We start from the raw sequence: 21,155 nt of genomic DNA on the forward strand, positions 1-21,155 counted from the left end.
AAAGGCCTTTTTTTCTTAAATAAAAATGTAAAGTATGCAAAACATTCCTAGTGTAGACTTACGTGATTTCCTTTCGGACGACCCGAAACGTAAACAAAAATTTGTAAATGAAATCGGCAGTGCATTTGAAAACATTGGCTTCGTAGCCCTAAAAGGTCATTTTCTTGACGACCAATTGGTAGACGAACTTTATGGTGAAATTAGAAAATTTTTCGCCTTGCCAGTAGAAACTAAGCATAATTATGAAATTCCTGGAATTGGCGGACAAAGAGGTTATGTTTCTTTTGGTAAAGAGCATGCTAAAGGACGCAAAGAGGGAGATTTGAAAGAATTTTGGCATTTTGGCCAATACGTTGACGAAAACTCAAAATACGCATCAGAATACCCTGAAAATGTAGAAGTTACCGAGTTACCTCGTTTTAATGCTGTAGGAAAAGAAACTTACCAGATGCTTGAAAAAACTGGAGTTTATGTATTAAGAGCATTAGCTTTGCACCTTGGTTTAGATGAATTTTATTTTGATCAATATGCAAAAGACGGAAACTCTATTTTAAGACCAATTCACTATCCGCCAATTACTTCTGAGCCAGAAAATGCAATTCGTGCAGCGGCTCACGGCGATATTAACTTGATTACATTATTAATGGGTGCTCAAGGTAAAGGACTTCAGGTTCAAAACCACAATGGCGACTGGATTGACGCTATTGCAGCTGATGACGAATTGGTTATTAATGTTGGAGATATGTTGTCTAGACATACTAATAACAAACTTAAATCAACCATTCACCAAGTAGTGAATCCTCCTAGAGAATTATGGGGAACTTCACGTTTTTCTGTGCCGTTTTTTATGCATCCTGTAAGTGATATGCGTTTAGATTGTTTAGAAAATTGTATTGATGAAGAAAACCCAAAAAAGTTCGATGATATTACCGCTGGTGATTATTTATACGAACGTTTGGTAGATCTAGGTTTAATCAAAAAATAAAACTTATTTAAGTTTCAATTTTAAAAATTCCAAATTCCAAATTTTCATTGGAATTTGGAATTTAATTTTTAAATTGGAGCTTATTTTTTTAGAAGAAGAAAACATATGGATTTTAAAGATCAATTAAAAAATTTATTCCCCGATCATATCGAATCAAACGAACCAGAAGAGGTTCAAGCGCAGGATCATGTTCTTTACATTCAGAAAGAACCCATGATCTGCAAGTTTGAAAAACGAAAAGGAAAAGCAACTACCATAATCGAAGGTTATGAAGGAAGTGATGAAGATTTTAAACTATTGGCCAAAGAAATAAAAACCAAATTAAGCGTTGGCGGTACTTTTAAAGATGATTCTATAATTATTCAAGGTGATTACCGCGATAAAATTATGGCTATTTTAAAAGAAAAAGGATTTAAAACGAAACGCGTTGGCGGATAAATGGAAAATTTCAATTTTTAAATTCTAAACAGCATTTTTTTTATTTAACCGCAATCCCGATAGCTATCGGGAACAAAGAATTATAATGATAGGTTCTTATAAAAAATGCAAAGTCCGCAAAGCTTTGCCCAAAATTGGAATTTCAATAAGACACACAGCAGTGCGTCTCTACAAAAAACCTCAGAACCTTAGAATCTCAGAACCTTAGAACCTAAAAAAAAATGATACAATCATCAGAATTAATACTTAATCCAGACGGAAGTGTTTACCACTTAAACCTTCGTCCTGAACATATTGCCAATGATATAATTTTTGTTGGCGACCAAAATAGAGTTGAAAAAATCACTCAGTTTTTTGATTCAATTGAATTCTCGACACAAAAAAGAGAATTTAAAACTCAAACCGGAATTTACAAAGGCAAAAGAATTTCTGTAATGTCAACGGGAATTGGTCCTGATAATATTGACATTGTTGTAAATGAACTGGATGCTTTGGTAAACATCGATTTAAAAACCCGCGAGCCAAAAGAAAACTTAACTTCATTAAATATTATTAGAATTGGAACTTCTGGTTCTTTACAAGAAGATATCCCTGTAGATAGTTTTGTAATGTCGAAATTTGGACTTGGTTTAGATAATATGCTTCGCTCCTATTTAATCGACGAAGTTTCAAATCCAGCTCTTGAAGATGCTTTTATCAAACATACTAATTGGGACAGCCGTAAAGGAAGACCTTATGTAATTCCGTGTTCAGAAAAACTGGAACAACTTATAGAATCTGATAAAATTTTTAAAGGAATTACTGCAACTGCTGGAGGTTTCTATGGTCCGCAAGGAAGAGTTTTACGTTTGAATATTCAGGATGAGGAATTAAACGGTAAAATGGACAATTTTAAATTTGAGGAGGACAGAATCACCAATTTAGAAATGGAAACTGCTGCAATTTATGGACTTTCGGCACTTTTAGGTCATAATGCTTTATCTTTAAATGCCATTATTGCCAACCGTGTATCAGGAACATTCAGCGAGGATCCTTACAGAGCAGTTGATGAGCTTATTACTTATACATTGAATAAATTGGCTGGGAATTAAATAATCTGCTAATTTAAAAATCTAAAATTATGTTTTTAAGAGTTGCAAGACATACAGATAACTTAGAAATAATTGAAAATTTTTATATCAATATTCTTGGTTTTGAGCGATTAGGTGATTTTCAGAATCATAAAGATTATGACGGCGTTTTTATTGGAAAGACAGGTTTAGACTGGCATTTTGAGTTTACACAATCTAAAGTAAAAGCCAATCATTCTTTTGATGAAGATGATGTTATTATCCTTTATCCAAAAACAATTTTAGATTACAATGAATTAATAGATAAGATTGAGCATCATAACATTTCGACTATAACTGCCGTAAATCCTTTTTGGAATGAAAACGGAAAAATGTTTCAGGATCCTGATGGTTATAGAATTGTTATATCTCCATTGAAAGCAATAATAAGTGAAATTAACTAATGAAAGAAACACATAAAAAAATACTATTTAAATATTACAGCGATTATCTAGAAGAAACCGTTTCAGAAACTATGTGGGCTGAAATTGTAGACTTAGAAAAGGGACTTTTTAAATTAGATAATATTCCTTTTTTTGGAGCATTAATTGCAACAGACGATTTGTTTTATGCTGAATTAGATGAAAAAGAAGAACGTTTGGTCTATCAAAAAACGATTGAAAGTTCAGGAAATTCAATAGTTCAGATTTTAATTTTAGAAAAAGATTTTGACAAGGAAATTATAATCGAAAAACTAAAAGCAATTAATTGTTTGTCTGAAAGTTTAAACGATACTTTTCTAGCTGTCGAAATTGCAAGAGAAACAGATTATTCGATTGTGCGAAGTGTTTTAAATGAATATGAAACGCTTTCTGTTTTTGAATTTGCAGAGCCATGTCTTTCTGAAAAACATCGAGCTGATTTATTAAAAAACTAAACAAACTTAAATACGCATACCAAACTTAACTTAAACTTAACTATAATGAAAACGGTAAAAATTGCAGGTGTTCCGGAACACTTCAATCTGCCATGGCATTTATGCATTGAAAATGGCGAATTTGAAGCAGAAAATATTGATTTGCAATGGAAAGACATTCCAGAAGGAACTGGTAAAATGTGCCAAATGCTGCGCGATGGAGAAACGGATATGGCGGTTATTTTGACCGAAGGAATTGTAAAAGATATTGTTGCAGGGAATCCTAGTAAAATTGTTCAAATTTATGTACAATCGCCATTAATCTGGGGAATTCACGTGGCTGCAAAATCTGATTTTAAGAATATCACAGATTTAAAAAATAAAAAAGCAGCGATTTCTAGAATTGGATCAGGTTCTCAATTGATGGCTTATGTTAATGCAAACGAGCAAGGCTGGAATAGTGATGATTTGCAATTTGAGATTATAAATACAATTGATGGCGCTGTTGAAGCTTTGACAAACGGAACTGCAGATTATTTTATGTGGGAACGTTTTATGACAAAACCTCTTGTAGATAAAGGTATTTTTAGACGCATTGGCGACTGTCCTACTCCATGGCCGTCTTTTGTAATAACAGTTCGCGACGAATTTTTGAAGAAAAATCCAAAAATTGTTGAAAAAGTCTTGGAAATTATAAACAGGACTACTGTTGATTTTGCTCAAATTCCTAGTATTGATAAAACATTGGCTGAATTATTCAACCAAAAAGCAGAAGATATTCAAGAATGGCTGAAATTAACCCAATGGTCTCAAAAACATTTAAATGAGAAAGCTTTTATCAAAATCCAAAATCAATTATTTGATCTGGGAATTATTGATAAAAAAAGTACTTTTGTTGAAACGGTAAAAGCGCTGTAAAAACTGCTTTCGATTCTTATGATAAATTTTCCTAAAATTGACTTTCCGCAATTAAAATCCAAATTACAGGTGAAATCACCTTGGGATAGGGTGATTATTATGCTGTTGAGTCTTTTGATAACGATACCTATTTTTATCATACTGCATCAAAATTTACGCGATTTAAATTGGGCATTCAATTTAGATCGTGTGTTTATTTTTATATTCGTTTTTGCTGCAATTTTCTTTCTCTTAATGCTGCTGCGAACCATAATAATTTTATGTGTTGCTGTTTATTTATTGATTCTAATTTATGGAACAGTCATTGGAAATTATGGTTTCAGCGAAATATCTGAGGATTATAATTCGATGATTTACACCATGTCAGACAATCCTTTTCCTCAGGATATTATTGTCGCAAAACTACTGCCGTTTCCAAACAAATCAAAAATCATAAATGCGATCGAATATCAAAATCCAAAAGTTAGGAATTTTGCTATCATGGCGACTACTAAACATTTTAAAGGCATAAAAGGATATTCTGACTATAGAACTATAATTCAATGTTTTGCTGTATTTAAAGAGATAAACAGCCGCTGGAATTATGTAAATGATCCCAAAGAAGGCGATTATATTGCAACTGCTAGCGAGTCATTAGAATATTTTTCTGGAGACTGCGACGATCACTCTATTCTAATGGCGGCCGCAATTCGTTCTATTGGCGGCACTCCGCGATTAATTCATACAAAAGGTCATATATATCCTGAAATACTAATTGGTTCTTTAATCGATTTGGAAAAAGTCAATTATCTAATCAAAAATGTACTTTTTCCAAAGGAAAGTTATAAAAAGAAAATTCACTATCACATTGATGAGCGTGGTCAGGTATGGATGAATCTCGATTATACTGCTAAGTATCCAGGAGGGCCATTTATGTACGAAGAAATTTTAGGAGCTTTGACTCTTAATTAGCTTTTTTAATGGAAAGAAAATAGCATCTTATCAAACTCTTTCTAGAAATAAATAAAACCAAAGCAAGCAATAACAATTTCAATAAAATATTATAAATCAGATACATTAATTCATTTTGTGTTAATAAAATGTTAGGAGTAATACTTTTTTTTGTAACTTTTCCTGTCTAATTTTTAATCACAAAATCATGAAAAAATCTAAATTATTTATCTTCGGAATTGCATTGGCTGCAGTATTAATTATTTCATGCGCTAAGGGTAGAAATAAACTAGTAAATTCTTGGAAAATTACTGCTGTAGAAGCTAAAATGCCACTTTCAGATTCTTTAAAAGCAGTTATTCTAAGCGACGGAACCCTAACTTTTACTGAAGATGGGCACGTAACTGGCTTTTTAACAAGAGAGATTACAAATGGTACTTATGCATTGACAAAAGGTGGAAAAAGTTTAGTGATAAAAGATGAAGTTGGTACTCCATACCCTTGTGAAAGCACGATTACATCAGATGAACTGGTTTTAGATACCAAGGAAATGAAGCTTACACTTAAGAAAATCTAACTTAAGTTTAATGTAACATTTTTAAAATCAGAATCATAATTCAAAAAAAATAAAGACATTCAAAACTCCTAAACTACTCGTTTAGGAGTTTTTTTATGAAAAAAGTTTGAAAAAATATTGCGCAGTCAAATAACTGCATTATATTTGCAGTCAAATAACTGCACAATGGAAATTAGAAGAGATGTTTTTCAAGCGATCGCCGATCCTACCCGCCGAGCTATTTTGAGCTTAGTCGCTATACAAGCAATGACTCCGGGAGCTATTGCCGAAAATTTTAAATCGTCTAGACAGACTATTTCAAAACACATACAAATATTGAGTGAATGCGAATTACTCCGCCAAACACAAGCAGGAAGAGAAATTCACTATCATTTAAATCCTGAAAAAATTAAGGAAATCGACAATTTTATTGAACCTTTTCGTAAAATGTGGGATGACAGGTTTAATAAATTAGAAAGTATAATGAAAAACTATAAACCCAAAAACGATTAATATTATGGAACCAAAAACTAAAGTCAGCGCCGTAAATGGACAGCAGCAATTAGTGATTACTAGAGATTTTGATCTTCCTTTGGAATTACTTTTCAAAGGATATACCGAAGCCGAATTTGTTGAGCAATGGATGGGAACCAAAGTACTGAAACTAGAAAATAAAAAATACGGCGGCTGGCAGTTTGAAACTTCAGATCCTAATGGAAATGTAGTTTTTAAAGCAAACGGTGTCATACATGAATACATTCCTAATCAAAAAATAACACGAACTTTTGAAATGGAAAATACAAACTTTTCTCCTCAATTGGAGTTTTTAGAATTTGAAAAACTTACTGATGAAACCAGCAGACTTACTATTCAAATTATTTACAGATCAATTGAACTTAGAGATCAAACATTAAAAATGCCGTTTGCACAAGGTATCAATATGGCACATAATCGATTACAAGAAATATTAAGTAAAACATTAAACTAAAATATTATGAGTAAAAGAAACAAAATTATCTATTGGATTGCTACGCTTTGGCTGGCATTAGGAATGACTGCAACAGGAATCGTTCAATTATTAAAAATGAAAGATGAAGCAGAAATGATAACACGTTTGGGTTATCCTTTATACTTTTTAACTCTTTTAGGTGTATGGAAACTTCTTGGAGTTATTGCAATATTAATCCCTAAATTTTCTTTGTTAAAAGAATGGGCATATGCCGGATTCTTTTTTGCCATGACGGGCGCTGTTTTTTCACATTTTGCTGTAGGAGATGCCGCTAAGGATTATTTTGGTCCAATATTGTTAATCGTTTTAACTATTGTGTCTTGGTATTTTAGACCTGCCGAAAGAAAAACCAGTACAATCTAAAAAGAGTGAAAAACATAAAAACTTTGAACTCAAACTGCATCTATTAGTTTTCGTATTAAGCGCATTAATTTATCTGTAAAGACAATAAATATTTCAATTAATTGTTTTTATAAATACACCTCAATAGTGTTTAATCCATAAATAAATAGTTCAGAGATATGAAAAAAATAGTTTTTTTAGTTATTATGTTTAGTGTTTGCTTACAAGGATATTCGCAGGACGAACTGAATGCCAAATTTAAACCGATTCCTAAAAAGAATGCAGAAATTAAAGAAGTAATTCCTCCTCCTAAAGAAAACACTCCAAAAGCAGAACCACCAGTTGCTGCCGAAAAACCAGATCCTTTAAAAGTTAATCCAGAGGAGCTTTTTAAAGATACCAGTATATATAAAAAAGAATCAAATGTTGACGGTATTTTTTATAGACGAAATCAATTTTTAGGAAGTTTTAAAACAACATCTTTTACTTCTACAATTCGTTATCGCGATGCTGCTTTTGTAGATGGCGATAAAATAAAAGTATATTTAAACGATAAAGTTGTTGAGCCAGAAGTAAGCTTAGACGGAGAGTTTAAAGGTTTTAAAATCAATTTAGTAAACGGAATTAATAAAATTGACTTTGAAGCTTTGAATGAAGGATCTGCTTCGCCAAATACAGCAGAGTTTCAAGTTTATGATGACAAAGGCGTTGTGATTGAAGCTAGTCAATGGAATGTTGGTACAGGTTACAAAGCAACAATTGTAATAGTGAAAGAATAAAAATCTAAATTTTTTAGTTCTTATTTTAAATTAAAAACGGTCTTAGCAGACCGTTTTTTGTTTTTACACTATTTTCAATAGAATAACTAAAAAATCCCAATAAAACAGGAGTGTTTAGACAAATTCAAAACAATTATAACAAAAACTGAAAGACCAATTTGCACCTCAAGTTTAACTTCGCTTTTGTAAATCTCCAATTAAAATGGATATAGATCTAAAAACGATTAAACTATGAAAAAAACCTTTAACCTCTTTTTTACTGCCTTTCTAATTACCTTCAGTTCGTTTTCACAAACCAATCAAAATGATCCCTCACTGGATTGGTTAAAAAAAACATCTGAAGTAATCCATTACCAACTGAGCAAAGCTGCAGAAACGTATAAACCCGGAAAAAATCCTCGTTCAACAAATCCCGACGGAACAGTTAGACTTGCTGGTTTAACGGATTGGACAACTGGATTCTTCCCTGGAAGTCTTTGGTACGGATATGAATTAACCGGCGACAAAAAACTAGCTCAAGATGCACAAAAATTCACTCTAGCACTTGATTCTATCCGACATATAAAAAATACGCATGATTTAGGCTTTATGCTTTATTGTTCTTATGGGAATGCCTACAGAATTACTGGCGACAAAACTTATCTTCCAGCACTAGCAGACGGAGCAGGAAATCTTTACGCACGTTTTAGTCCAACCGTTGGAGCCATTCGTTCTTGGGATTTTGCTTGGTGGCACTACCCTGTTATTATCGACAACATGATGAATCTTGAATATTTGTATTGGGGAGCAAACCAGTTTAATAAGCCTGAATATGCAAATGCTGCCAATTTACACGCTTTAACGACAATTAAAAACCATTTTAGAAAAGATTACAGTTCTTATCATTTGGTAGATTATGATCCAAAAACAGGCAAAGTACTGCGTAAAGCAACACATCAAGGAGTAACAGACGATTCGGCTTGGGCGCGCGGGCAAGCTTGGGGACTTTACGGTTATGCAATGTGTTATGCAAATACTAAAAATCAGAAGTTTTTACAACAGGCAGAAAATATTGCTTCGTTTATAATGAATCATCCTCGTATGCCGAAAGACAAAGTTCCAGTTTGGGATTTTGATGTTCATAATGCAATGGATACAGATGAACTAGCCCCAAGAGATGCATCGGCAGCAGCAGTAATTGCATGCGGATTATTGGACTTAAGCACAGAGGTTAAGGACGGAAAAAAATACTTAGATTACGCCGAAGAAATACTAAAATCTTTATCTTCTGAAGCTTATTTAGCTAAACCAGGCGAGAATAATTACTTTTTATTAAAACATAGTGTGGGCGCATTTTTATACAATTCAGAAATTGATACACCTTTAGATTATGCAGATTATTACTATCTGGAAGCACTAAAGAAATATGCGGCAATCAAAAAAATTACAATTTAAAAGAATAACTTGCCTTAACAAACTATAAAATGAAAAGAATCATAACCCAAATTGCAATACTGGCATTCATACTGCTTATGAATCCTGTAAGAGCACAAGAAAAACCTGTTACTAAAGAGAGCTTTGATAATATCAACCTCTCCTATCCAGGTCTTGAAAAAACAAAACAGCTTTATGATGCCGCAAAATACAATGATGCCGCAAAAGAATTATTAAGTTACTACCGCAATCGCAAAAACATAAAACATCCTGAATTTAATATAGGAGATGAAAATAGATTAAAAGGGAAAGATGTTGGAAAAGCAAATCAAGAAAAGGCTGATAACGCTTTGCAGCACAAATTCCAGCCTATAAAAGGTTACAGCTATTTTGATTATGGTGCAGATATAGACTGGAATTATTGGCCTATAAAAGATAATGAAATGCGCTGGCAGCTGCACCGTGTAAATTGGTGGCAGCCAATGGGAATTGCTTATAGAAGTTCTGGCGATGAAAAATATGCAAAAGAATGGATTGCTCAATTTCGTGATTGGGAAAAAAAGAATCCTTTAGGACTTTCTAAAGACAATGATCGATATGCGTGGCGTCCGCTCGAAGTTTCTGATCGTGTACAAAGTCTCCCGGGAACTTTCAATTTGTTTGTGCCTTCTCCAAATTTTACACCTGCTTTTTTAATGGAATTTTTAAACTGTTATGCTAAACAAGCGGCTTATATTCCAGCTCATTACACTAAAGATGGAAACCACTTATTGTTTGAAGCACAGCGTATTTTAGGCGCTGGCGCTTTTTTTCCAGAACTAAAAGAAGCGGCTGCTTGGCGTAAAAGCGGAATTGATGTTTTAAACCGAGAAATAAAATCACAGGTATTGCCAGATGGAGTTCAGTGGGAACTTTCGCCAACTTACCATGTTGCTACGATAGACATTTTCTTAAAAGCCTATAATTCGGCTAAAATGGCAGGAGTTGAAAAAGAATTTCCAGACTCTTTTTCAAAAACAATTGAAAAAATGATTATTGCACTGGCAAACATCACTTTCCCTAACTACAACATTCCAATGTTTGGTGATGCATGGCTGGTTGAAAAAAATGCACGACTAAAACAATTTGCAGTATGGTCAAAAGCTTTCCCTGAAAACGAAGAAATCAAATATTTTGCAACAGATGGTGCATCAGGAAAATTACCGTCAAACTTATCAAATGCATTGCCAGACGGCGGTTTTTACACCTTTAGAAATGGATGGAATGAGCAGTCAACCGTAATGATTTTAAAAGCCGGCCCTCCAGGAGAATTTCACGCACAACCTGATAACGGAACTTTTGAACTTTGGAATAACGGACGTAATTTTATGCCGGACACAGGCTGTTACATTTACAGCGGTGATGCCGAAGTTACCAAAATGAGAAATTGGTATCGTCAAACCAAAGTACACAGCACCTTGACATTAGACAACCAAAATATGGTTATCACCAAAGCAAAACAAGATAAATGGCAGACTGGACAAAATTTAGATATTTTAACCTACACAAATCCAAGTTATAAAGATTTAAACCATCAGAGAAGTGTGCTTTTTATTAATAAAAAATATTTCTTGATCGTTGATAAAGCTATTGGAAAAGCAGTTGGAAAATTAGGTGTTCATTTTCAGTTAAAAGAAGACAGTAAACCATTTTTTGACAAAACTAATAATAAGGTATATACCACTTATGAAGACGGCAACAACTTGTTGATACAATCTTTAAATTCAGATAAAACAGCTCTTAGTGAAGAAGAGGGGAAAGTATCCTATGCATACGGCAAAGAAACTCCAAGACCTGCTTTTGTATTCGAAAAAAATAAAATTGATAACAAAACACAAGATTTTATAAGTATCGTATATCCTTACAATGGTTCTAAAGCCCCTGAAATCAGTATTAAACCAAATGCTGATCATAATCTGGAAAAAGGAATCGTCAGCCTTACAATTAGTATTGACGGCAAGAAAAGCGATATTAAAACATCCTTGTAAAAGCAGTAAAAGAAAATATTTCAAATATTCTATTTCAAAGACGTCTCAACTGGACGTCTTTTTTTTGTCTTGTTTTTATCTTGTTTTTATCTTGTCTTTTACAAAAAAACTAAACCAATCTTTTAGCAAATAATCAATGCATATAGTTTTTAAAATCTAGGTACAAGAAATAAGCCGTAACAGATTAAAATGACTTTCTATTTAAATATCAGCGGCTTATATCGTCGTTATTTTTCACTTATTTAAACACATTTTAAACCTGCTTGATCTTTTGCATGAAATAGAAAAAGATAATACTAAATAAAAAGTAAGAAAAAATATTAAAAACACATTTTTACCCTTAATTTTTTGGGGTTTAAAGCTTGTTTTAATCAAAATCAATAGTATTTTGGACGTTTTCAAAACTGTCATTTTAGGTCGATTTCTATATTTGTTTCTATCAAATAATAACCAACATGACTAATCAAAAGCTAATGAATCATTTATTACAAAATCATTTTTTGTTTATACGACAGAAAATACCTAAGGCATTTTTACAAGTTCATAAATTGTTATACTTTTCTCCACAAACCACAATAAACCAATTGTAGTTTATAAAGAAAACAATTTAAGCGACATTGAACCAAACCTTATTAAAGTCAATTTTTACAGCTTTCAAATTAAAGCAGTTATAACTTTTACTTAACAAGGTTAAAAAACTAACTTAAATAATAGCTATCAGGAATAATGAAAAAGTATTCCGGTAAAAAACCAAAACTATGAAAAGGACTCTATTTTTATTTTTACTGCTGACAACTTGTGTGATGTACGGGCAAGATGTTATTACAGTTAAAGGTGTTGTAACCGACTCCCAAAATATGCCTATGCCTGGGGCAACTGTTTCTGAAAAAGGAACTAAAAACAGCACAGTTACCTCTATGGATGGTGAATATCAAATTAAAGTAAAATCTAATGCTGTTTTAGTATTTACTTTTATAGGAACTAAAACTACTGAAGAACAAGTAAAGAACAGAACTCTTATCAATGCAAAACTTATTGATAATGCCAATAATCTTGATGAAGTTGTTGTGGTAGGATACGGAACAAAAACACGAAAAAATCTTACTGGGGCAATATCTTCTGTAAAAGGAACCGAAATAGCCAAAATTCCAGTACAAGATGTAGCACAGGCAATGCAAGGTCGTATTGCCGGATTACAAGTAACCATGCCAGACGGAACTCCTGGAGCACAGCCTACGTTACGAATTAGAGGTGGTACTTCGATTACGCAGAGTAATGAACCACTTTATGTAGTTGATGGTGTTGCACAAACTGGCGGTCTTGCTTTTTTAGATCCAATGGATATCGAATCTATTGACGTATTAAAAGATGCATCCTCAACCTCTATTTACGGTGCGCAAGGTGCAAATGGAGTAATTTTGGTAACGACAAAAAAATCGGCCGGCGGAAAACTTAGATTAAGTTACGATACGTACGGCGGTATAAAAACCATTGCCAAAACTTTACCGGTAATGAATCCGTACCAATACACACAATTGGTTTACGAAAGTGCGACAGATGACACCAGAATGCAAAAATACCTGAACACTTTTGGCACCTATGAAGAAATGGAAGGGCTTTACAAAAATAGATCGGGAATCAACTGGCAAGATGAAGTTTTTGGAAACGCTGTTGTAAATCAATATCATAAAATAGGTATCAGCGGCGGCGAAAGCGATACAAAATACAATGCGTTTTATTCTGTTAATAACGATCAAGGAATCATGATTGGCAGTGAATCTTTAAAAAACATTGCAAAATTGCAGGTAACACAAGCGATAAGCAAAAAATTTACAGTTAATGCTATTGTCAATTATTCGAATCAAAAAATTACAGGATTATCTACAAATGATGGTGGAAATGCTAGATTAAGTATGCTGCAAACGCTATTACAGTATCGTCCTACTATTGGAAAAAATGGTTCTGACGATGATCTTAAATATTTGTTGATTGATCCATTAGACAATCAAGCTTCACCAGCATTTCAAAGTCCGCTTATTACTATTGACAGTCAAAAAAGAGAAACAGTAAATCGTTCTATCAACATGAACTTTCAACTTTCGTACTACCTTACACCAAAATTAGTTTACAGCGGCTTGGTAAGTTACACGGATAACAGCGTTAAAAGTAAGTACTTTAATGGTGCTGATGGAATTCAAGCTATTAGATCCGGCGGAGCAAATGGAGGTATTACACATAATCTCTCGACTCGTTTAAATTACAACAACGTATTAACCTACAATAATACATTCGCTAAAAAACACAAACTTAGTGTAACTGCAGGTCAAGAGTATATTTATAATTATTCTGAAGGAATCTCTGCATCTGCATCGGCATTTCCTGATGTAAATTTAGGATGGGATAAATTACAATTGGGAACAATTGCGGCAATGCCAACCTCTTTTGCTGAAGATGATAAATTATTATCCTTTTTTGGAAAAGCAGATTATTCATTCAAAAGCAGATATTTACTATCGGCAAGTTTACGTGCAGACGGTTCTTCTAAATTCGGAACTGAAAATCAATGGGGAATTTTCCCTTCGGTTTCTGCCGCTTGGAGAGTTATTGAAGAAGATTTCATGAAAAACATTCCTGCATTTTCTGATTTAAAATTCCGTTTAAGTTATGGTGAAGCTGGAAATAACAGAATTGCAAATTATGCCGCTTTAGGTATTTTCAATTCAGGATCATATCCATTAAACAATCAAGTAAATATTACTGCTTTTCAAAGTAATCTTCCAAACCCGTATTTGAAATGGGAATCTACTAAATCGACCAACATAGGTTTAGATTTAGGATTCTTTAAACAACGAATTTCTCTTACTACTGAGTTGTATGAAAATCGTTCTAAAGATTTGCTTTACAACACTCGTGTTCCTGCAAGTTCTGGATTTAAAAAACAATTTCAGAATATTGGAGCAACTTCAAACCGTGGTATAGAATTTACCTTGAATACAACTAATGTTAAAAACGACAATTTTAACTGGAACACCACTTTTAATATTGCTTTTAACAAAACAAAAGTACTGGCTTTAAGTGAAGGCGAAACATCACTTATCACTAATAGTTATACAGACAAGAATGACTACATTCTAAAAGTCGGACAACCAGTTGGAGTAATGTATGGTTATGTAAACGACGGTTTGTATCAAGTAAGTGATTTTGATTATAACGCAACTGCCGGAACTTATACTTTAAAAAGCGGTGTAGTAAGTGATAATCTTGCTGTACAGCCAGGTTTTATTAAATTTAAAGACATCAGCGGTCCAAATGGTACTCCAGACGGTGTTATCAATGATCTTGACAGAACTGCAATAGGAGATGCAAACCCGAAATATACAGGAGGTTTAAACAATACTTTTAGTTATAAAGGGATTGACTTAAGTATCTTTTTAGATTTTACAGTTGGTAACGACATTTACAATGCCAACGTACTAAACAATTCAAGACTTAATTTAGACAATCTAAATACATTCGCAATGTTTGCTGACAGATGGACAACTATTAATGCTGCTGGACAACGTGTAACTGATCCTGCTGAACTTGCCGCTTTAAATGTTGGAAAAACGAATCCTGCTTTCAACGGTAATGCTACAGGACGTTTGTACAGCGATATTATTGAAGATGGTTCTTTTTTAAGAATCAACAATATTAGTTTAGGTTATACATTGCCTAAAGCGTGGCTGAAAAAATCGTATATCTCAAATTTGAGAGTTTATTTTACAGCTTATAATTTATATGTATTTACGAAATATTCAGGATTTGATCCAGAAGTCAGCGTACTTAATAATGCTATTACCAGAGGAGTAGATTTTAGTGCTTATCCAAGAAGTAAATCCTTTATCACTGGTTTAAATATTTCACTATAATTTAAAGATTAGAAAAAATGAAAAACAAAATATTTTCCTCTGGAGCAATTATAGCAGCGAGTGTATCTTTTCTTTTACTGCCGCTTAATTCATGTGAAAAAGAATTAGAAGTTACTCCATATTCTTATTTTACAACAGCCAATTTCTTTAAAACTTCAGACGAAGCCAATATGGCTGTATTAGGAGTTTATGAAGCAATGTCCTCTTTTGACAGTTATGGATGGAATATCTCTATACTTTTTGATACCGATACTGACATTCAACAAATCAACGGTTTAAGTGCCGATGACTGGCGTATGATACCCCATTATCAAGGTATTTCACAGACAAACGTTTTTTATGCCGTTTGGAGTAAATTATACGAAGGAATTGACAGAGCCAATGTTGCGATTGAAAGAATTCCGCAAATGACATTGTACACCGAAGGAACACAGGCTCAGAAAGATCAATTAAACAAATTCATTGGTGAAGCTAAATTTTTACGCGGCTTTTACTATTCTGAGTTAGTGCGTTTATGGGGCGATGTTCCCTTTAAAATAAAAAGTTCACAGGCAGGAGATGATTTAAAAGGCGGTCTTGTAGATCGAAAAGAAATCTACACCCAGATTATCAAAGATATGCAGGAAGCTGCCCTCGTATTGCCGGAACAAATCCCTACAGATGAACGTGTAAATAAATGGGCTGCCAAAGCTATGCTGGCAAGAGTTGCCCTATTTGCAGGCGGATATTCATTAGGTGCTGACGGTGTAATGAGCCGTCCTGCCAACTATAAAGACTTTTATAAATTGGCACAACAGCAAATCAACGAAGTAATGGCACAAAACCCGTATAAGTTGAATCCATCGTATTCAAAGGTTTTTAAAAACCAATGTCTGCACGTTTTAGAGCCTACTGAAAACATTTTTCAAGTTGCCTTTTACAATCCAGCAGGATATAGAGAAAACTCCTCTAACATTGGTAATTTTAACGGTGTAACAACTGCAAATGGTTTTTATTCTTCAACAAACTCAAGATGCGTCGTTCCAAAACCTTTTTACAACGGATTTAATGCAGCAGATCAAAGAAGAGATTTCTCGATTGCCATGTACACACTAAATGCTGTTGGAAATAAAGTAGCGCTTTTAACTACAAGACAAGACGAGAGCTGGACAGTTGGAAAATGGAGCCGTGAATTTCAAACCAATTCAATCCAAGAAAAAGCATACAGCCACATTAACTGGGTTATTATGCGCTATTCTGATTTGCTTTTAATGCGTGCCGAAGTAGAAAACGAATTAAATGAAGGTCCAAATGCCATTGCTTACGATGCCATTAATCAAGTTCGCAGAAGAGGTTTTGGTGCCGACGTACAAGGAAGCCGTATTGCTGTTGACTTAAAAACAAAAGGTACTGGATATAGTTCTGCGGCAAATGTAGTAATCCAAATTACAGGCGGCGGCGGTTCTGATGCTTCTGCAGCTGTTGTAACTTTGGCAAGCGGTGCCATCAATACAATTGCAATGCTTCGTACTGGAGACGGTTATACTTCTGTGCCAACTGTTACAATTACAAGTGTCGATGGAAAAGGTTCAGGCGCAACGGCAACAGCTAGAATTTTGCCAAAACCAACAACAGCGGAGATGAATTTGCCAACAGGTCTTGATAAAACTAGTTTTCTTAAAGCCCTTCAGCAAGAAAGAGCTTGGGAACTTTCTTTTGAAGGAATGAGAAGAGCCGATTTGATTAGATGGGGAATCTTAGGAGATAAAATAACTGAAACTGCTAATGCTGTGAAACTTATTCGCTCAAACTATTTCTATCCTTCAGTAGGAAACTTTGTAGCAGGAAAGCATGAACTTTATCCTTATCCTCAGAATGAAACTGATGTAAATAAGAACATTACACGACAAAATCCTAAATATTAAACGGGCGGTTCTTGAATATTTACACTTCATTTTCCCCTCAGAAAAAATATCTTTTTAAAACATTAATGCAGGACCTCGTTCTGCATTAATTGTTTTGTCTAAATTGAAAACCTCAATTTTTCATTTAATGTTACCTAAACATTCCATTCAAATTTATCCTTCGAAGCTAAAATAAACACTTCAAGAGGTAATTAAAATTACAATTATGATAAACTTACATAATTCTGAACTGTCATCATCTTACGCAGTTGGAATCGATATTGGCGGAACCTCACTTAAATGCGGTCTTGTTAATGAAGAAGGCAAAATTCTACTGTCCTTTTTAGTTCCCTTACAGAATGCCCGCACCCAAGAAGAAATTATACAACTAATCGCAGACGCAATCAACCAATGCACCTTACAATTAAAAAAGCCAATTGCCGGCGTGGGTATTGGTTTTCCTGGTCTCGTCGAAAATAACGTAATCATTGGCGGTGCGGATAATTTACCCGGTTTCGAAGAATTACCATTAGGTATTATTTTAAAAGAACTAACCGGTCATACAATCGTTATTGATAACGATGCTAACTTAATGGGTCTAGGCGAATTAACCTATGGTGCGGCAAAAGATTGTACTGATGCTGTTTTTCTAACAGTAGGCACAGGTATTGGCGGAGCCATTATGATTGATAAAAAACTTTACGGCGGTTTCAACAATCGCGGTGGTGAACTAGGTCATATCATAATACAGCAAAATGGTTTAGCCTGCACTTGCGGCGGACGCGGCTGTTTAGAAGCTTATGCATCTGTAACTGCTTTAATTGACGATTATAAATCGCAAAACCAATTTCCTTCTGAAGAAGTTGACGGCAGATATATTGTCGAAAAATACCTAAATGGCGAAGAATATGCCGTTCGCGCTATGGAACGTCATTTTGATTCTTTAGCCGCTGGCATAGCTAGTTTTATAAATATCTGCAGTCCGCAAAAAGTAATTATAGGCGGCGGAATCAGTGAAGCGGGTACCTTTTATATCGACGAATTAAGATACCGAACAAAAACCTTGTCAATTCCAGCTGCCTCAATTCATACCCAAATTGTTGCTGCCAAATTAGGAAATCAAGCAGGCATATTGGGCTGCACTGCAAATGTTTTTCAGAAACTTAAAATGGAGCACTATGAAACGAAATAATTTTCTGGTTGTAATGATTCTGGTTATTTGGTTCGTAATCTCTTTTGTAACCAATATTTTAGGCCCATTAATGCCCATAATCATTCAAACATACAAACTCAGCCTTACAATGGCCGCTTTTTTACCATTCTCATTCTTTTTAGCTTATGGAATTATGTCTATTCCCGCTGGAATACTAATCGAAAAAATGGGCGAAAAAAAAGCAATGCTTCTAGCCTTTTCTTTAAACTTAACAGGTTCAGCAGCCTTTGCCATAAATCCTCTTTACAGCACTGCACTAGGTTCTTTATTTGTAATTGGATTAGGAATGGCGATGCTTCAAGTTATTATTAACCCATTAATGCGCACAGCAGGCGGCGAAGAAAACTTTGCTTTTTACTCTGTTATGGCACAGCTTACATTTGGATTAGCCTCTTTTATCAGTCCGTTTGTTTTTACCTATCTCTTACATCAAAACAATGCTTTTCTAGACTTTGTTTTTAACAATCTTGTTCAAAATCATTTAAACTGGACAATCTTATACTGGCTGTTTACCCTAATTTTTATCGTAATTATTCTGGTAATAGTATTCCTGAAAATACCAATTGTAAAACGCAACGATGATGAAAAAACAGGAACTTCTCAAGTATATTTAGAATTGCTGAAAAAACGAGAAATCTGGCTTTTCTTTTTAGGAATTGTCGCCTATGTCGGAACCGAACAATCATTAGCCAACTGGATGTCTGAATTTTTAAGAAGCTATCATGGTATTGATCCTGCGACTAAAGGTGCAAGTGCAGTAGCTTGGTTTTGGGGAGCCATGACTTTCGGTTGTTTACTTGGACTTGTCGTTTTAAAACTATGGGACTCAAAAATAGTTTTAAAAACAGCCAGTATTTCCTCCATGATCGTCTTAATTGCGGCATTGTATGGCAATACCGAAATAGCGGTTGCAGCATTTATCACTTTAGGTTTTACCATTTCAGTTATGTTTTCAATTGTATTTTCGCTGGCACTCAATTCTACACATAAACATCATGGTTCATTTTCAGGAATTTTGTGTTCTGGAATTTTTGGAGGTGCACTGGTGCCTCTTATTATTGGCACTCTTGGTGATTGTATCGGACTTCGTTATGCCATGTCTTTTCTATTTTTAACACTTGGGTATATTTTATTTTTGGCGTACAGCGCAAAACCTATAATTAACAATAAAACCACCAAACTAAAGAATATTTTCAAAAGCGAACAAAACTAAAGTGCAAAATCAGTATGAAATACCGCACAGGCATTGAATTTTAATTAAAATTAATAGCATTTTGTACAAAATCAAAACTATCTTAAATCAATGATCCCTAAATTCGTTTTGTACTTTCAAAGACTCTAAGTCCTATAAAAAGACAGCTAGCTATTAAATAAACCAGACCAATATGTTATTTAAAAAAACAATAGTACTATTATCTCTAGCAGGCTTGATCGCTGCCCCGTTTGTGAGTAAGGCTCAAACCAGTGATCGTCCTAATATTCTAATTATAATGACCGATCAACAGACTGCTGATGCTATGAGTATTGCAGGTAACAAAGATTTACATACCCCTGCAATGGATAAACTAGCACAAAACGGTGTCCGTTTTACCAGAGCATATTGTGCACAGCCTTTGTGTTCACCATCACGCAGTTCAATTATGAGTGGAAAAATGCCTTTTGAAAATGGTTTCATTGGAAATGCTCCCGAAAAAGACGGACAATGGCCGGAAGAGTTACTTATGATGGGAAAAATTTTCCAAAACGGAGGATATAAAACAGGTTATGTAGGGAAATGGCATCTGCCTGTACCAACTGCAAAGAAAAGTCAGCATGGTTTTGAATATATTGAAAATACTAATTTTCAAGATTATAATGATGCAGCAACCCCATCGTTCTGTGCTCGCTTTATAAAAGAAAACAAAGACAAACCTTTTTTACTTGTTGCTTCTTTTCTAAATCCGCATGACATTTGTGAGTGGGCGCGCCATGAAGATTTAAAAATGAATGTTCTAGAAAAAGCTCCACCCGCAGCGCAATGTCCGCCCTTACCGCTTAACTGGAAAATTCCAGATCATGAACCTAAAATTGTGCGCGAACAGCAAAAGGTAAATCCAGGAACCTATCCAAGTGTAAACTGGACAGAAGATCAATGGCGTCAATACCGCTGGGCTTATAACCGCTTGGTAGAAAAAGTAGATGTTTATATCGAAATGGTTCTCGCTTCTTTGAAAAAATACAATATCGAAAAAAATACCATAATCGTTTTTACAGCGGATCATGGTGATGGTTATGCCGGCCACAGCTGGAATCAAAAACAAATATTATATGAAGAATCAGCAAAAGTACCTTTCATTATTTCGAAAATAGGTCAATGGTCACCACGAACTGATGAAATGCTGGTTTGTAACGGAATTGATATTATCCCAACTATCTGTGGATTTACCGGAGTACAAAAACCCAATTATTTAAAAGGAATCGATCTTAGCAAAAAAATAGCCAATCCAACGCAAAACCTGCGCGATACTTTGGTTATTGAAACCGATTTTGCCGATAACGAAGATCTTTTAGGCATCAGCGGACGCGCTGTAATTTCTAAAGATTTTAAGTATATCGTTTACAATAAAGGCGATTTAAAAGAACAACTATTCAATCTAACCAATGATCCAGGAGAAATTACAAATCTAGCCGTTAATTCAGCCTATAAAAAACAGCTGAATGAAATGCGCCGTTATTTAAAACAATGGTGCAAAGAAAACGGAGACACTTTTCAATCTGGGTTATAAACCAAAAACAAGATTATGTTGCAT

General features: G+C 34.2%; 19 protein-coding genes. All 19 read left to right on the top strand.

The window, feature by feature from the left end:
• Positions 1–34: 34 nt before the first annotated feature.
• The 19 genes from B0A75_RS17220 (at position 35) to B0A75_RS17310 (ending at position 21,131) form a co-directional block, all read left to right on the top strand.
• Positions 35–985 (top strand): isopenicillin N synthase family dioxygenase, encoded by a 951-nt coding sequence (locus B0A75_RS17220; protein WP_089055504.1) that lies wholly within the window; start codon positions 35–37, stop codon positions 983–985.
• Between the two features lie 105 nt (positions 986–1,090).
• Positions 1,091–1,423 (top strand): translation initiation factor, encoded by a 333-nt coding sequence (locus B0A75_RS17225; RefSeq protein WP_089055505.1) that lies wholly within the window; start codon positions 1,091–1,093, stop codon positions 1,421–1,423.
• A 221-nt stretch (positions 1,424–1,644) separates the two neighbouring features.
• Positions 1,645–2,514 carry a nucleoside phosphorylase gene (locus B0A75_RS17230; RefSeq protein ID WP_089055506.1) on the top strand — a complete coding sequence of 290 codons (870 nt, stop codon included), beginning with the start codon at positions 1,645–1,647 and terminating at the stop codon, positions 2,512–2,514.
• A gap of 29 nt (positions 2,515–2,543) precedes the next feature.
• Positions 2,544–2,936, top strand: coding sequence for a VOC family protein (locus B0A75_RS17235; RefSeq protein WP_089055507.1), 393 nt, complete (start codon positions 2,544–2,546; stop codon positions 2,934–2,936).
• Entirely contained in the window at positions 2,936–3,409 is a 474-nt protein-coding gene (locus B0A75_RS17240; protein ID WP_089055508.1) for a DUF4265 domain-containing protein, read from the top strand. The genes B0A75_RS17235 and B0A75_RS17240 overlap by 1 nt, the downstream gene beginning before the upstream one ends.
• Positions 3,410–3,454: 45 nt before the next feature.
• Positions 3,455–4,306, top strand: coding sequence for a substrate-binding domain-containing protein (locus tag B0A75_RS17245; RefSeq protein WP_089055509.1), 852 nt, complete (start codon positions 3,455–3,457; stop codon positions 4,304–4,306).
• Between the two features lie 18 nt (positions 4,307–4,324).
• Positions 4,325–5,257, top strand: coding sequence for a transglutaminase-like domain-containing protein (locus B0A75_RS17250; RefSeq protein WP_089055510.1), 933 nt, complete (start codon positions 4,325–4,327; stop codon positions 5,255–5,257).
• A gap of 187 nt (positions 5,258–5,444) precedes the next feature.
• The gene (locus B0A75_RS17255) at positions 5,445–5,813 is read left to right on the top strand and encodes a hypothetical protein (RefSeq protein ID WP_089055511.1); all 369 of its coding nucleotides are present in this window, start codon (positions 5,445–5,447) and stop codon (positions 5,811–5,813) included.
• Positions 5,814–5,978: 165 nt separating this feature from the next.
• The gene (locus B0A75_RS17260; protein ID WP_089055512.1) at positions 5,979–6,305 is read left to right on the top strand and encodes an ArsR/SmtB family transcription factor; all 327 of its coding nucleotides are present in this window, start codon (positions 5,979–5,981) and stop codon (positions 6,303–6,305) included.
• 4 nt (positions 6,306–6,309) lie between these two features.
• Positions 6,310–6,780 carry an SRPBCC domain-containing protein gene (locus B0A75_RS17265; protein WP_089055513.1) on the top strand — a complete coding sequence of 157 codons (471 nt, stop codon included), beginning with the start codon at positions 6,310–6,312 and terminating at the stop codon, positions 6,778–6,780.
• 6 nt (positions 6,781–6,786) lie between these two features.
• Complete coding sequence (locus B0A75_RS17270) at positions 6,787–7,164, top strand: DoxX family protein (protein ID WP_089055514.1); 378 nt, start codon at positions 6,787–6,789, stop codon at positions 7,162–7,164.
• 158 nt (positions 7,165–7,322) lie between these two features.
• On the top strand, positions 7,323–7,922 hold the full coding sequence (locus B0A75_RS17275; RefSeq protein ID WP_089055515.1) for a hypothetical protein: 600 nt from the start codon (positions 7,323–7,325) through the stop codon (positions 7,920–7,922).
• Positions 7,923–8,153: 231 nt separating this feature from the next.
• Positions 8,154–9,356 carry a glycoside hydrolase family 88 protein gene (locus B0A75_RS17280; RefSeq protein ID WP_089055516.1) on the top strand — a complete coding sequence of 401 codons (1,203 nt, stop codon included), beginning with the start codon at positions 8,154–8,156 and terminating at the stop codon, positions 9,354–9,356.
• Positions 9,357–9,385: 29 nt separating this feature from the next.
• Complete coding sequence (gene hepC / locus B0A75_RS17285) at positions 9,386–11,362, top strand: heparin-sulfate lyase HepC (protein ID WP_089055517.1); 1,977 nt, start codon at positions 9,386–9,388, stop codon at positions 11,360–11,362.
• 758 nt (positions 11,363–12,120) lie between these two features.
• On the top strand, positions 12,121–15,270 hold the full coding sequence (locus B0A75_RS17290; protein WP_165765137.1) for a SusC/RagA family TonB-linked outer membrane protein: 3,150 nt from the start codon (positions 12,121–12,123) through the stop codon (positions 15,268–15,270).
• Positions 15,271–15,287: 17 nt separating this feature from the next.
• Positions 15,288–17,174 (top strand): RagB/SusD family nutrient uptake outer membrane protein, encoded by a 1,887-nt coding sequence (locus B0A75_RS17295; RefSeq protein ID WP_089055519.1) that lies wholly within the window; start codon positions 15,288–15,290, stop codon positions 17,172–17,174.
• 205 nt (positions 17,175–17,379) lie between these two features.
• The gene (locus tag B0A75_RS17300) at positions 17,380–18,345 is read left to right on the top strand and encodes an ROK family protein (RefSeq protein WP_089055520.1); all 966 of its coding nucleotides are present in this window, start codon (positions 17,380–17,382) and stop codon (positions 18,343–18,345) included.
• Positions 18,332–19,579: an MFS transporter gene (locus B0A75_RS17305; RefSeq protein WP_089055521.1), complete on the top strand. Its 1,248-nt coding sequence runs from the start codon at positions 18,332–18,334 to the stop codon at positions 19,577–19,579. Before B0A75_RS17300 ends, B0A75_RS17305 begins: the two co-directional genes overlap by 14 nt.
• A gap of 172 nt (positions 19,580–19,751) precedes the next feature.
• Positions 19,752–21,131: a sulfatase family protein gene (locus B0A75_RS17310; RefSeq protein WP_089055522.1), complete on the top strand. Its 1,380-nt coding sequence runs from the start codon at positions 19,752–19,754 to the stop codon at positions 21,129–21,131.
• The last annotated feature ends 24 nt before the right edge of the window (positions 21,132–21,155 follow it).

Source organism: Flavobacterium oncorhynchi (assembly GCF_002217355.1).
Lineage (GTDB): Bacteria > Bacteroidota > Bacteroidia > Flavobacteriales > Flavobacteriaceae > Flavobacterium > Flavobacterium oncorhynchi.

Coding starts and splice junctions, on each gene's coding strand:
- B0A75_RS17220 (WP_089055504.1), top strand. CDS start 35: ATGCAAAACATTCCTAGTGTAGACTTACGTGATTTCCTTTCGGACGAC.
- B0A75_RS17225 (WP_089055505.1), top strand. CDS start 1,091: ATGGATTTTAAAGATCAATTAAAAAATTTATTCCCCGATCATATCGAA.
- B0A75_RS17230 (WP_089055506.1), top strand. CDS start 1,645: ATGATACAATCATCAGAATTAATACTTAATCCAGACGGAAGTGTTTAC.
- B0A75_RS17235 (WP_089055507.1), top strand. CDS start 2,544: ATGTTTTTAAGAGTTGCAAGACATACAGATAACTTAGAAATAATTGAA.
- B0A75_RS17240 (WP_089055508.1), top strand. CDS start 2,936: ATGAAAGAAACACATAAAAAAATACTATTTAAATATTACAGCGATTAT.
- B0A75_RS17245 (WP_089055509.1), top strand. CDS start 3,455: ATGAAAACGGTAAAAATTGCAGGTGTTCCGGAACACTTCAATCTGCCA.
- B0A75_RS17250 (WP_089055510.1), top strand. CDS start 4,325: ATGATAAATTTTCCTAAAATTGACTTTCCGCAATTAAAATCCAAATTA.
- B0A75_RS17255 (WP_089055511.1), top strand. CDS start 5,445: ATGAAAAAATCTAAATTATTTATCTTCGGAATTGCATTGGCTGCAGTA.
- B0A75_RS17260 (WP_089055512.1), top strand. CDS start 5,979: ATGGAAATTAGAAGAGATGTTTTTCAAGCGATCGCCGATCCTACCCGC.
- B0A75_RS17265 (WP_089055513.1), top strand. CDS start 6,310: ATGGAACCAAAAACTAAAGTCAGCGCCGTAAATGGACAGCAGCAATTA.
- B0A75_RS17270 (WP_089055514.1), top strand. CDS start 6,787: ATGAGTAAAAGAAACAAAATTATCTATTGGATTGCTACGCTTTGGCTG.
- B0A75_RS17275 (WP_089055515.1), top strand. CDS start 7,323: ATGAAAAAAATAGTTTTTTTAGTTATTATGTTTAGTGTTTGCTTACAA.
- B0A75_RS17280 (WP_089055516.1), top strand. CDS start 8,154: ATGAAAAAAACCTTTAACCTCTTTTTTACTGCCTTTCTAATTACCTTC.
- hepC (WP_089055517.1), top strand. CDS start 9,386: ATGAAAAGAATCATAACCCAAATTGCAATACTGGCATTCATACTGCTT.
- B0A75_RS17290 (WP_165765137.1), top strand. CDS start 12,121: ATGAAAAGGACTCTATTTTTATTTTTACTGCTGACAACTTGTGTGATG.
- B0A75_RS17295 (WP_089055519.1), top strand. CDS start 15,288: ATGAAAAACAAAATATTTTCCTCTGGAGCAATTATAGCAGCGAGTGTA.
- B0A75_RS17300 (WP_089055520.1), top strand. CDS start 17,380: ATGATAAACTTACATAATTCTGAACTGTCATCATCTTACGCAGTTGGA.
- B0A75_RS17305 (WP_089055521.1), top strand. CDS start 18,332: ATGAAACGAAATAATTTTCTGGTTGTAATGATTCTGGTTATTTGGTTC.
- B0A75_RS17310 (WP_089055522.1), top strand. CDS start 19,752: ATGTTATTTAAAAAAACAATAGTACTATTATCTCTAGCAGGCTTGATC.